Here is a 12802-nt window from a genome sequence, read left to right as displayed (position 1 = left end):
CGATCAGGGCGTTCTAGAGACGGTCGAGCGCTTCTCTCCCGGTCATGCCGACGGCGACCCCGCGCTCGGATGCATGCCTGTTCGCCCCCTTGATCTCGCCGCGGAGGAGACCCTCGACGGTCTCGATCGAGGATGCGCCTCCCGCGGGTTTGACACGCGCTGCTGGGTATCCGAATCTTTCAAGCGCATCGACGTCGAACGCACCGCAACCGACCATACCCGCATCGGTCACCACCGCCACGAGGTTCACCGGGCCGAGGGGTATGACATACCCGTCGGCGTCCTTTCCGGTCAGTCTGACCGTTTCGTGCTTCATGAGATGTAATTGGCCGGATGTCGGCATCAATCCCGCGGTTCTGCGGCACGCGGCGAGGAGCATCCCGTGGATCAGATGCCCGTATTCCTCTTACGGAAAATGGGATCAAAAAAATCGACGGGCCTGGAGGGATTCGAACCCCCGGCATCCGGGTTAGAAGCCCGGCGCTATGTCCTGGCTAAGCCACAGACCCCTGTGGTATTCCCATACATTTTGGTCGCATGGGGTTATTAACTCTTTGAGGTTCGGGGCGTGAAAAACCGGGGGCGCATCATCCGGCCCGGTAACATGCCGACCGGATGACCTCGACCTTGGTCGGGTCCCCCCACTTCCGCCCCTCCACGTCGCGTGCGATGGTTATCCCCCGGAACTGGACTTTGATCCGGGCGGACATCCGCTCCCGCTCCTCGTAGAAGAGCGGGTTGGCGACCTCGATCCGCCTCATGCTGATGTTGAGGGCGAGGAGATCGACCATGATCCCCGGATCGCCGGGCGAGAGATCTTCCTCGTTGACCGACGTCACGAAGATACACTCCCCGGGAGCGGTCTCGGTCAGCGTGATGATGTTGTGGGCGCTGTTCAGCTCGAGGGTGCGGGCCTTGCCGCTCTTGAGTTCGGCAATGACCGACGGCGAGATTCCGGTTAACGCTGCATACTTCATGGCCATCACCCGTACATCGGCAGCTGCTCTCTCCGGGGCGCGGCCTCGGTCTTCTGCACCTGTTCGGCGATCTGGGACATCGCAGCCTCGATCTCCACCGCCTGTTCGAGCAGCGGCTGGATGTCCAGGTTGAGGCCGTAGATCTGGTTCAAGACCTCGATCGTGGCCGCGGACGACCGCGGATCGGGAGTGTTCACCGTCTCCCCGAGCAGCCCTATCCCCGGGATGCCCCGGGTCTTGCACTCCGTGAGGAGGCTTGCCGCGACGCCGGAGATGCTCCCCATGGGAAGAATGATCGTCTTCTCTTCGACACGCTGCAGGACTCCGCTGCTGGTCGCGACCCCGAAGACTCTCTTTTCCGATTCGTTCGTGATGATCCCTGCGATCGTGACGACCTCCCTGATGTCGAACTGCGCGAGCCAGTCCATGATGCCGTTCGCCACCTCGTAGCAGATCGCCGGGTGAACGGGAACGTCGGAGATGACCGCGACGAGGTGATCCTTCTCGTAGAGGCGTACGGGAGCGTTGATCACGCCCTTCGTCATAAGGGCGACCGGCGGGAAGTATTTGCTCGTGATCGCCCCGATCTGCTCGAATTCCATCTGCTCGACGAGATATTGCAGGGCAATGCTCCCGACGAGCCCGCTCCCGGGAAAGCCGATCAGGACTGTCTTTTCGGCGCCCTCGAGCGCTCTGGATATGACCTTTATATCGTCCATGGGATCAATCACTCACTCCTGGATTAGTTTAACATAGCTGGATGTCCCTTAAAAATATTATGCAGGAATACCAGATCAAGCGCGGATACACAAAACAACTCGCAGAATCCATGATTCAGGGTCTCCGCGACCAGTTCGGGATCGAACCCCGTGCGGCAGAGGACGGCCACTATATCATCTCCTACGGAGCGCTCCTGCGCCTTGAGGTCTGGGTGGGCACGGGAGGCAAAACCCTGATCGTCGATACCGAGGCGGGCAAGGATGCCGACGACGAGACGATCATCGACACCAACCGCCGGTTCCGAAACTATCTCCAGCAGGTGACCGGGTTTACGGCGAAAGAGCGGGCGAAGAAGGCCCAGCAGGCCGTGAAGGGAAAAGAATAACCGGTTTGTTCTCCTCGACGGGGTCGCCCGGGGCCGGGATCCCTGAAGGCGGTTCACCGGCCCGTCTTCTTCTTTCGGGGTATTTTTGCCCGGGAGTGCGGCACAGGTGTCGCTCCAGAACGGCTTCGTGATTGCCGTACACCCCCTGCAGCCGACCTGTGCCCGGTACTTGCACTCGCCGCAGAGTATGCCGCATCGTGACTCGATCATCTCACACGCTCCATTCGTTGCTCCGTTGGAACGAGAGGTCAAATGGCCGCCTTCCCGCGAACCGTTACGGGAGCATAGACATCCACGGTCGTCCGGCAGGATGATATATCCTCTCGCTGCGGGGAGAAAGTAGATCTGGAGCCTTATAGGGCACGGCTTGAAAAAAAGGGTGTTATTCGATCACGATCGCCGGCTTGAACGGCAGCGCTCCCGAGGCCTTCGGGTGCGTGCTCGCCTCGGCGCTCTGGACCTTCACCGGCACGCCGAACTCGTGCTCCAGGAACGCACGTGCGGCCTCGAGGACCGCCTGCTCGTCGAGCGGCGATTCCTGCAGCTGCTTCACGAGGTCGGGCGGCAGTTTCAGGACGAGTTTCGTGATCTGCTTTGCGGCATCGGTCGCCTCGCGGCCGCGCTTGCGCATCTCCTCGTTCTGCATGATCTCCCGCATCACTCTCGTCTTGTCGGCCGAGGCCGCGATGATCCGGAAGGCCTCGTGCTTCCAGGCCGGGGCGACGAAGAGGCTGATGGACGTCGGCTCCATCGGGATGAGTTTTCTGATCGACTCGATATCCTCGACCGTCCGGGCGAGGAGTTCCTCGGCGAGCTCGATCTCCGGGCTGACCCGGCTCTCGTCCACCCCGGGCCAGGGGGCGAAGGAGACTAGGCCTTTCCCGCCGATGTCTTTCCAGAGCGCCTCGCAGGTGAACGGGACGAAGGGAGCGAGCAGCCGCACCCAGGTGCGGCAGAGGTCCTGCATCACCGCTCCGCCGCTCGCGCCATCGGGCAGGCGGCGGCGGTACCACTTCAGGTCGGCTTCCACGCCGAAGAACGCCTCCTGAAGCGCCTGTCTGGTCTGGAATCCATCGAGCGCCGCGGTGGCGCTCTCGATGCGCCGCTGGAGCCTGCTCGCGAGCCAGGCATCGATATCGTAGGCGCCGGCCGCCCCTTTTGCCTCCGAAACGGTGTTCCAGAACCGCTCGATCTGCTTTTTCGTCGACGAGACGAGCTCATTCCTCCAGTCGAAGTCCTGCCAGGGCTCGGCGCTCCCGACGAGGAACATCCGAACCGTATCGGCACCGAACTCTTCCACGGCGTCCTCGAGCAGGAAGACGTTGCCCTTGCTCGAGGACATCTTCGCCCCGTTCAAAAGGCCCATCCCGAAGACCACCATGCCCTGCGGCTGCAGTTCCTGCGGGAAGATCGCCCGGTGGTGGAAGAGCTGGAAGGTGAGGTGGTTCGAGATGAGATCCTTTGCCGAGAACCGGTAATCGTAGGGGTACCAGTAGAGGAACTCATTCCGGATCGTATCGAGGGTCTCGCGGTCGACCGTGGTCGGGTCCCCCTCGCCCTTGAAGATGTACTCGAAGACCTCGGGCGTCAGGTTCTCCGGCGGGATGGCCTTCAGGTGATGGGCGATCGTGTAGTAGGCCATGTAGATCGTCGAGTCGGAGAGCGGCTCAATGATCCAGGTCGGATCCCAGGGAAGTTTCGTCCCGAGCCCCACCCGGCGGGTGCAGGCCCAGTCCTTCAGCCAGTCGACCGTCCGGTCGAACTCCGTCCGGACCTCGGGCGGGACGAGTGCCATCCGCTCGAGCTGGGTCTTCACCTGCTCCTTCCAGCACGGGTCGCTGTACTCCAGGAACCACTGGTCGTGCAGGATCTTCACGAAGACCCTGCCGCCGCACCGGCAGGTGACCTGGCGGTTGTCGAACTCGTACATCGGGATGGAGCCGTAACGCTCCATCATCACGGCCGCCACGTCGTCCCGGGCCTCGCGAACCGGCCTGCCGCCGTACTTCTCGAAGACCTTCCCGCGGGAGAACTCCGCGCTGTAGACCTCCTGGGTGAGTGCCTCCATCCCCGGGTCGTTCTGGTCGCGGATGCCCGCCCGCTCGACCGCGTCCTTTGCCGGGATCTCGCCGTAGCCCTCGACGGAGATGAGCGGAATCGGCCGGATGGACGTATACTTCCCCTGCTGCTGCAGGTCGCGGAGCGCGATGTAGTCGAAGGGCGCGTGGGCCGGAACGCTCATGACGATCCCGGTCCCCATGTCCGGGTCGACGAACGTCGCCGGGAGGACGGGGACGTCGCCGGAGAGCGGGTGGGTGACCGTCCGGTCGACGAGGGCCGTCCCGGGTATCTCCTCTCCCACGCGGACGTCGTGGTCCTGCAGGGCGAGTTTCGCCGCCGCCTCGCGGCTTAAGATCCATTCCTCGTTATCGAGCGTCACCCGCACGTAGGTGACGTCCGGGTTCACCCAGAGGTTCGTCACGCCGTAGACCGTCTCGGGCCGGAGGGTCGCGCAGGGTATCCTGGCGCCGTCCCAGGAGAAGACCACCAGGGTGAACCTGATGATCTCGGCTTTCTCCCCCTCGAGGAGGTCGTGGTCGCCGACCGGGTTCTCGCACTGGGGGCAGTATTTGACCGGATGGGCACCCCTGACGACGTGCTCCTCCTCGTGCAGGTGCTTGTACTGCCACTCGATGAACTTGCTGTACTGCGGGTCGACGGTGATGAACCGGCGCCGCCAGTCGATCGAGAGCCCGCACTTCTGCATCACGCGCCGGTACTCCTCCGAGAAGTGGCGGACGATCTCCATCGGGTCGATGAACCGATCAAGGATGTCCTGCGGCACCCGGTAGAGGTCGCGGTAGAGCCCGATCGTCTTCGCGTCGCCGTTTGCAATCCTCTTCGAGATCCCGATGACCGGGGTGCCGGTGACGTGGAACGCCATCGGGAAGAGGACCTGTCTCCCCCTCATCCGCTGGTAACGGGCGAGGACGTCCGGGACGATATAGGTCCGTCCGTGCCCGACGTGCATCGCCCCGCTTGGATACGGGTACGCCACGGTCAGGTAATATTTCTCTTTCTCTGCCGGATCGGCCTCGAACGCGTGCTCCCACCGGGCGATGCACTCCCGTTCGTTGCCCTGCATATCTAATCCGCTCACTCTAAGCCTCCAGATTCTGGTTCCTCATAGTTGCCCTGTATCATACCGGTCTTAACCGGATCGTCTCGCCCTCGTTGTAACGCTTGATCATCTCCTGGGCGATCGTGCTGTTCTTGGCGAGGAGGATGTCGCCCTCCTCGTTCACCGTTGCCGTGAAGAGGTACTCCTTCCCGGCGAAGACGTCCACGATCTTGCCCCTGTTCTCCGGGGAGATGATCGTCAGCTGTTTCTTGTCGAGACGGATCCTGATGCCGCCGGCAAGCTGCATCTCTTCCTCGACGGGTTTCTGCGCCTCGAGTTCGCTCCTCGGCCGGATATCGATCCCGATGCCGAGTTTGTTCACGATCGCCGAGACGTTCTTGCCGCCCTTCCCGATCGCCGCCGGGACGTCCTTGTCCTCGATGTAGACGACGGCTTTGTTATCGCTGATGATCCGGACCTCGACCGGCCCGGTCGTATACCGCCCGATCTCGCGCTGGACCTCTTTCTCGGCGACCTTCCAGGTGACGTTCTCCTCGGGCTCCGCTGCTGCTGCCGCGACGACCGGCGGCTCCGCAGGTGCAGCGGGCGGCCCCCCGGCGTTCTTCTTTCGTGCGAGCGGCATCACCAGGGTCTCCCCCTCGTAGCGGAAGATCTCGATCTCGGGCTCCCGCCGGGCGTGCTCGCGGACGACGATCACCGGGCGGATGTGCGCGTCGCCGGGCATCCCCTCAGGTGCCTTGATCGCCAGTTCAAGGTCGTAGATCTTCGTGATCGCGCCCTGGACGACGTAGATGACGGTGTTGATGATCTGCGGCAGGATGCTGTAGTCCACCCGGTCGCAGAACCGCCGGAGGCAGTCGTGCACCTCCATGGCGTGCACCACGCCGACCATGCCCATCCCGGCGAGGCGCATATCCGCGTAGACGCTGAAGTCCTCGCTCTTCCGGATCTCGTCGAAGACCACGTAGTCGGGCCGGACGAGCAGGAGAGCCTCGGCGGTGTTCGCCATGCTGCCCTCGAGCGCCGTGTACTGGGTGATGTGGTCGGGCACCTGCAGGTCCCGCGGGGCCTCCATCGTCTTCACGACGAAGTTGTTGTCGGCGAGGAACGTCGCAAGGCTCTGGGCGAGGGTGGTCTTCCCCGCTCCCGGCGGGCCCGCAATCAGGACGCCGCGGCGGTTCCCGAGGATCCGCTGCTTGATCTCCGGCGCCATGTCGTAGTCGTCGAGCGAGAGGTCCACGAGCGGCCGGACCACCGTGATCTCCATCCCGTCCGAGAACGGCCGCCGGGCAATCGAGATCCGGAGCGACCCGATCTGGACGACCGTGATCCCCCGCTTCTCGAGCTCGATGAAGCCGTCCGGGTCGCGTTTCGCCCGCTCGAGGAGTTCCTGCGCCATGCCCTTGAGTTCGTACTCGGTCATCGGCGCATCCCGGAGGGTGACCAGACGGGTCTCCCGGAGTTTCCCGATCTTTGCCACCGGTGGGGCCCGCTCCTTAAGCGTGATCGCGATCGTCTCCTCATCGAGGTACTGGTCGATCGAGAGCGGCGAGAAGTCGCCGATCTGCGGCCGCAGGTAGGTGACGTCGAGACCTTTGGCCTTCGCCACCTCCGCCTGCACGAGATCGCTCGTGATGAACCGTGCATCGTGGTCGATCGCGACGTTCCGGATCAGGGCATCGATCTCGCCCCCGCTGGAGAGTTTCACCTGGTCGAGGCTCGGGCGTTCCCCGGCAAACCGGAGTTCGATGACATTCTCTCCCGACATCCGGAAGAGTTCCTGGAGTTCGGTCAGACCGGAAAACCCTATCTCCCGCCCCTGATTCGCCTGGGCCTCCAGCTCGGCGACGACGGCTTCCGGTATGATTATTGTTGCGCCCTTATATTCTCCGGTTTTTATCAGCGATGTTATGCGTCCGTCTATTACGACGCTTGTATCGGGTACAATTTTCATAAAAAATCACCATAGTAATGAAGTCATTCACCCTTATTAGCGTATACCTTCTCCGGATCGAAGACCAATCCGGCGATCTCCTCCCCTTCGACCGTCCGGTAGAAACACGAGGCGTGGCCGGTATGGCAGGCCGCGCCGGTCTGCTCCACCTCGTAGAGGACGGCATCCTCGTCGCAGTCGACCAGGATGCGGCAGACTCGCTGGACGTGTCCGCTCTCCTCCCCTTTCTTCCAGAGTTTCCGCCTGCTCCTGCTGTAATAATGCGCATATCCGGTGGTCCTGGTGAGTTCCAGCGCCTCTGCGTTTGCGTAGGCGAGCATCAGGACATCACGAGTCCCTCTTTCCTGCACGATGACAGGCACCAATCCGTCCTTGAATTGTATCTCCATATCTATTCACATTCCCGCGATTGCCTTCATGATTACAAAGAGGATATCTCCCATGAACAGTGCGGTCAGGAATCCCGCAGTGATCGGTATGATGAATGGAATGCCGTAGGATATCCAGACCCGGCCGGCCTTCCTGTAGAGGGCAAGCTCCCTCTGGTAGTCTTTTGGGTGCAGCCTGAGATCTTTTGTGTATAGCCGCCGCTCCCCCCGCACGATACGCCCGAGCGATTCCGTAAATCCGACGAACCGCCTGACCAGCCTGCCGTCCTCCCCTTCCTCGATATCTTCCATGACGAAACCGAACTCGTTCTGGATCGATCTCCCGTCGACGGGAAAGCCGAGCAGGAGGCAGGGCAGCGGGGCCCGGTTCCCCTCCAGGACGTTCTTCGCGAGTATTGCGACGGGTGCCGCGATATTGATGAGCACGGCGTTCGTCAGCACGCTGAACGGGAAGAACCCGAGGGGTGATGCACCGAAGAACGGTTCGAGCGGGTAGAACGGGATGCATGCGGTTATGATGATGAGAGCGTACGCATCCGCTCCGCCGAAGAGGTTTACGGCCTGGAAGAGGTAAAAAAATCCGCAGAAGACCGCGACCAGGATGAGATACGCCGCTGCCGCCTGCCAGTCCGCGAGGATGGTCAGTCCGTACACCCAGACGGCTGCCGGGATCGCGATCGCGAGTGCGGGACGCCAGGTTTTGTGGGGCACCCGCCGCTCCTTTGCATCTAAGATGGACGCATATATGAGCGTGACCCCTATTGCAGCTGCTGCAATCATGAGGGGGACAGTTACCACGGGCGGAAGAATCATGGGCGGGTACTCTATTCACCTGTTATCTCTTATTTCTGGCGATCTTTCTTCGCAGGGGATCGCTGCCGTTTCGATGCATTTTCCGGATGGATTCGGCACTATACAGGCACCTGCCCCCGGCCGGAGCAGTTCAGATGTTCGGGTTCTTCGGCTGCAATTCCCTCTACGGTCGGAAACCTATCAGAGACTTCTGCGCGTAAACGGTCTCCTCCCGACTTCCGGATACGCCCCTTTCTCAAGAATATTAGTTAGAATCCCGATCCCATTATCACAAGGTATTAATAATAGCATACTGATGTGATATATTGTGATAGGGGGTAAAAATCCCCTTTCCGGCATAAAAACTACAAAATACCGTACCTGAAGATCTGCATGGACATAAACGACCTTATGGACGAGATCCTTCAACAGTCGACGAGCGAGGGACACTTCACTCTTGACGAGTTGCTGCACTACAGCAGCAGCCATTCCCCGACCGGAATAGGGGTTTCGAAAGAGAAAGGACAGACGTTCTTCCTGATTTTCTCCGGGGGCGAACCGGACGGTGCCATGTTCGTCGATACGATGGGGACACTCTTTGGAGATTCGGCCGTCCTGCGCCTGACCGGGCGGGAAGAGTTCGAACTCTTCCCGGTGACGCCGCCGATTGTCGACGCGCTGGTTTCACGGTGCAGGGTCTTCGACAAGAGCCACCTGAAGAAGAACGGTCGCTTCGACATCCCGACCGTCGGCACGCCTGCCCGGCAACGGATAGGGGTGCTCTGCCTGATCGTGCGCGACGGCCGGACGCCTCTTGCCGGGGCCCACGTCGCGATCCGGAAGGGAAAGCTCGTTATGACGAGCGATGTGACGGATTCCGGGGGAAAGGTCAGTTTTCGACTGCTTAATGGGCGCTACATGTGTGTGGTCTCGGATCGGATCGGAGAGCGGACACGGTGCATCATTGAGTTCCATGAACCTCAGGTAGAAAAGTACGTTGATATTGGGGGCACAGAGGATGAGTTCAGGTGAAGATGAAGAACGTGAATTGATAGCAGCAGTCAGGGGCCTTCTCGCACAACCCGGGAAACAGGAGGCCGGCGACGGAGAAACCACGACGGAGAGCGCCGATACGGGTTTGCCGTCCCGATCCCCGGAAGAGGATGTGCGGAAAGAGCCGGTTCCGGAGGCTGCGGAGCCCGTTACCGATGAGATAGACGAGCAGCCGGAGCCTTCGCCGGTGCAGGCGCAGAAGAGCACGGGGATCCGTTCGCTTATCGACACGGTGGCGAGACCGGAAAAGACCGCCGAACCGCGTGCACCCGCCGGCAAGGATCCGGTCAGGGCGCTCCTCGATCGGATCGGCCGGAACAAGCCGGAAAACGGTGGAGAGGTCGCATCCGCTCCGGCAGAGCCGGTGGTTCCGGCCGCTTCGCCGGTGACGGAGAAGGATTCTGGGACCGAGCCGGACGTGCCGGCCGCTCCATCGGAGACGGTTGAGAATATCCCGGCGAAGCCGGATGCGCCGGCTTCTCCCTCCGGGCACCACACCCCCGCGGGAATCCTCGACCGGGTGAAAGGGTGGCGCGAGGGTGATGAATCCGGCACCACCAAACCGAAGCCCCGCGTTGTGGGGGATGTCGGCGATTCCGGAGTCGGAGGAGAGATCTCCGACGGCGTGGTGACGGTCGACGAGCTCGGGAACCTGGCGGATCTGATCCTTCCGAAGAGCGCGACGTTCACGATCGATGAACTGAACATCAACCGTAACGAACACCGTTTCGATTTCGTCGACAACGCCAGGGTCGTGTCGGAGTTCGACGATCTCTTCTCCCAGTCCCTCTCCTCCACTTCGCTTGCTGCAGCCGCCGCACAGGTGGTGACCCCGGTCGAAGAGGTTGCGCAGCCCCGGTTCGGGTTCCTCAAAAAGATCCAGGTGCCGAAAGTCGGCGCCGTGGTCGAGGAGTACAACTCCACGCTCCACGGCCCGCTCGTCGATCTCGCGATGCGGCCGTCGCCGGGGGTGGAGGAGATCGAACTCTACCCGGTGAACGAGCCGTATGCCTATGTCCGGGTGACCTACGACAGCACGACGCACGAGTATACCTACAACGTCATCGAGCCCGTGCTCACGCCCGGGGAGCAGGAACTCTTCCTGGAGATCAAAGAGCGGCTCTTTGAGACGCTCAACATCACTTCCCGCGACCTCACCCGTGACGAAGCAAGGACAGCGCTCCGCGATGCGGCGAACATGATCATCGCCGACTACGGAATTCGCCTTGAGCCTCTCGGGCGCGAGAAGATCCTCTATCACGTGGAGAAGGAGTTCCTCGGCGACGGGCTGATCGACCCGGTGATGCACGACAAGTACATCGAGGATATCTCCTGCGACGGCGTGAACAGTTACATATTCGTCTATCACACGACGTACGAATCGATGAAGACGAGCCTCGTCTATCACGATCACGTGGCGCTCGACTCGTTCGTCACGAAACTTGCGCAGCGGGCCGGAAAATACATCTCCATCGCCGAACCGATGCTGGACGCCACGATGAGCGACGGATCGCGTATCCAGATGACGCTCGGGGCGGAAGTGACCGCTCACGGCTCGACGTTCACGATCCGTAAGTTCCGCGAGGAGCCGATCACGCCGACGGACCTCATCGAGTGGCACACCTTCTCGCCGCTCGGGATCGCCTTCATCTGGCTTGCGGTCGAGAACGCCAAGTCCTGCATCTTTGCCGGCGGGACGGCGTCCGGAAAGACGACGACCCTGAACGCCATATCGCTCTTCATTCCGCCGCTGGCAAAGATCGTCACCCTCGAGGATACCCGGGAACTGAAACTGCCTCACCCGAACTGGATCCCGAGCATCACCCGCGACTCGTTCTCGCAGGACGGGCGGGGCGAGATCGATATGTACGAACTCCTGCGTGCCGCACTCCGGCAGCGTCCGGAGTACATCCTGGTCGGTGAGGTCCGTGGCAAGGAGGCCCTGACCCTCTTCCAGGCGATGAGCACCGGCCACGTCACCTACGCGACGATGCACGCCGACTCGGTGGCGAGCGCCGTCCACCGTCTGGAGAACCCGCCGATCGACGTGCCGAGAAACATGCTCTCTGCACTGAACCTGATGTCCATCCAGGTGCAGGCCCGTATCGGCGGCCAGCGGATCCGGCGGAACAAGCAGCTCATCGAGATCCTGGATATCGATCCCCGGACGAACGAGCTGATCACCAACGAGGTCTTCCGGTGGCATCCGGCAACCGACGAGATCCGGTATTCCGGCAAATCCTACATCCTCGAACAGATCATGGAAGACCGTGGCTGGAGCGAGGAGCGGATGCGTGAAGAGCTCAAACGCCGGCAGGAAGTCCTTGAATGGATGCGTATCAAGAAGATCCGCCACTTCAAGGACGTGAGCAAGATCCTGGTCTCCTACTTCCGCGATCCGGAGACGGTCGTCCAGCGGGTGCGTGCCGACCTCTACGGGGAGGGTGGTTCCGCATGAACAGTTACGAACGGTTCTGCTTCAACCTGATCGGGCACGGCCTGAAGAAGAAGCGGGGAGACTACATCAGCCTCCGAAACGACCTGATGGGAGCCCGGATGAATACGCCGTTCGAGGCATATCTTGCGACCGCTTACGTATCCTCGGTCGCCGTGGGGCTGGCCGCCGCCGCGCTCATCGGGCTCCTGGTCTACCTCCTGCGGATTCCCGATATGATCGTCTACCGCGGGGCGGTTCCGGAAGTCCTGTACGCGTTGAACGACCACAAGATGCTGCTCGGAACCATCGCCATCACGGTCATCTCTCTTCTGGTCTTCGGGGGGATAACCTACCTGATCTACCTCCTCTATCCCGGTATAAAGGCGGGAGAACGTCGCCGGAATATCGATGCCACCCTCCCGTACGCCATCAACTACGTCACCGCCATGTCTTCGGCCGGGATCACCCCCGACGAAGTCTTCCGGCTGCTCGGCCAGAGCACGATATACGGCGAAAGCGCCGTCGAAGCGCGCTACATCTCCCGGGAGACCGATTTCTTCGGGAAGGATCTTCTCGATGCCCTGCGGACGGTCTCGCAGGCGACGCCGAGCGAACGGATGCGGGAGTTCCTGCAGGGAGCCGTTGCGAGCATCTCCAGCGGGAGCAACCTCACGGAATACTTCCGCAACAAGGCTCACCAGTACACGCTCGAGAACAACCAGCAGCAGAAGTCGTTTTTAGAGACGCTCGGGCTGATCGCGGAGTCCTACGTCACCGCGATGGTCGCCGGCATGCTCTTTCTGATCATCCTGCAGTCGGTGATGACGATCCTCTCGGGCGACTCGGACCCGTTCTTCCTCTGCATCATCATCTACATGATTGTGCCGTTCGGGAGCATGATGTTCGTCGTCCTGATCAGTTCCATGACTCCGGAGGTGTGATATGGGATTCAA

Annotated in this window: 11 protein-coding genes and 1 tRNA gene; 4 read left to right on the top strand and 8 right to left on the bottom strand. The window is 61.4% G+C overall.

The window, feature by feature from the left end:
• Positions 1 to 13 precede the first annotated feature (13 nt).
• From SZ63_RS04430 to SZ63_RS04415, 4 genes are all read right to left on the bottom strand, one after another.
• Entirely contained in the window at positions 14 to 316 is a 303-nt protein-coding gene (locus SZ63_RS04430; protein WP_048181775.1) for a YunC family protein, read from the bottom strand.
• A gap of 118 nt (positions 317 to 434) precedes the next feature.
• A tRNA-Arg gene (locus SZ63_RS04425) sits at positions 435 to 509 on the bottom strand.
• A 78-nt stretch (positions 510 to 587) separates the two neighbouring features.
• Positions 588 to 977: a DUF473 domain-containing protein gene (locus SZ63_RS04420; protein ID WP_048183593.1), complete on the bottom strand. Its 390-nt coding sequence runs from the start codon at positions 975 to 977 to the stop codon at positions 588 to 590.
• Between the two features lie 5 nt (positions 978 to 982).
• Positions 983 to 1696, bottom strand: a complete 714-nt coding sequence (locus SZ63_RS04415) for a proteasome assembly chaperone family protein (protein WP_048181772.1) — start codon at positions 1694 to 1696, stop codon at positions 983 to 985.
• Positions 1697 to 1755: 59 nt separating this feature from the next.
• Between SZ63_RS04415 and SZ63_RS04410 the strand changes: the two genes are divergently transcribed.
• The gene (locus SZ63_RS04410) at positions 1756 to 2082 is read left to right on the top strand and encodes a DUF5611 family protein (protein WP_048181769.1); all 327 of its coding nucleotides are present in this window, start codon (positions 1756 to 1758) and stop codon (positions 2080 to 2082) included.
• A 382-nt stretch (positions 2083 to 2464) separates the two neighbouring features.
• Here the strand turns inward: SZ63_RS04410 and leuS are convergent, their stop codons facing one another.
• From leuS to SZ63_RS04390, 4 genes are read right to left on the bottom strand one after another with little or no spacing between them, the layout of a single operon-like run.
• Positions 2465 to 5242: a leucine--tRNA ligase gene (gene leuS / locus SZ63_RS04405; protein WP_394298772.1), complete on the bottom strand. Its 2778-nt coding sequence runs from the start codon at positions 5240 to 5242 to the stop codon at positions 2465 to 2467.
• Between the two features lie 40 nt (positions 5243 to 5282).
• Complete coding sequence (locus SZ63_RS04400; protein WP_048181764.1) at positions 5283 to 7178, bottom strand: PINc/VapC family ATPase; 1896 nt, start codon at positions 7176 to 7178, stop codon at positions 5283 to 5285.
• A gap of 23 nt (positions 7179 to 7201) precedes the next feature.
• Positions 7202 to 7567 (bottom strand): phosphoribosyl-AMP cyclohydrolase, encoded by a 366-nt coding sequence (hisI, locus tag SZ63_RS04395; protein WP_048181760.1) that lies wholly within the window; start codon positions 7565 to 7567, stop codon positions 7202 to 7204.
• A gap of 6 nt (positions 7568 to 7573) precedes the next feature.
• Positions 7574 to 8347 carry an A24 family peptidase C-terminal domain-containing protein gene (locus SZ63_RS04390; RefSeq protein WP_241481240.1) on the bottom strand — a complete coding sequence of 258 codons (774 nt, stop codon included), beginning with the start codon at positions 8345 to 8347 and terminating at the stop codon, positions 7574 to 7576.
• 405 nt (positions 8348 to 8752) lie between these two features.
• Here SZ63_RS04390 and SZ63_RS04385 point away from each other — a divergent pair, with 405 nt between their 5' ends.
• From SZ63_RS04385 to SZ63_RS04375, 3 genes are read left to right on the top strand one after another with little or no spacing between them, the layout of a single operon-like run.
• Positions 8753 to 9391, top strand: coding sequence for a hypothetical protein (locus SZ63_RS04385; protein ID WP_048181755.1), 639 nt, complete (start codon positions 8753 to 8755; stop codon positions 9389 to 9391).
• Positions 9378 to 11870 (top strand): type II/IV secretion system ATPase subunit, encoded by a 2493-nt coding sequence (locus SZ63_RS04380; RefSeq protein WP_241481239.1) that lies wholly within the window; start codon positions 9378 to 9380, stop codon positions 11868 to 11870. Before SZ63_RS04385 ends, SZ63_RS04380 begins: the two co-directional genes overlap by 14 nt.
• Complete coding sequence (locus SZ63_RS04375) at positions 11867 to 12790, top strand: type II secretion system F family protein (protein WP_048181753.1); 924 nt, start codon at positions 11867 to 11869, stop codon at positions 12788 to 12790. Before SZ63_RS04380 ends, SZ63_RS04375 begins: the two co-directional genes overlap by 4 nt.
• Positions 12791 to 12802 lie beyond the last annotated feature (12 nt).

It is taken from the genome of Methanoculleus sediminis (assembly GCF_001017125.1).
Taxonomy (GTDB): Archaea; Halobacteriota; Methanomicrobia; order Methanomicrobiales; family Methanoculleaceae; genus Methanoculleus; species Methanoculleus sediminis.
This window is presented reverse-complemented; position numbering and strand designations above follow the sequence as displayed.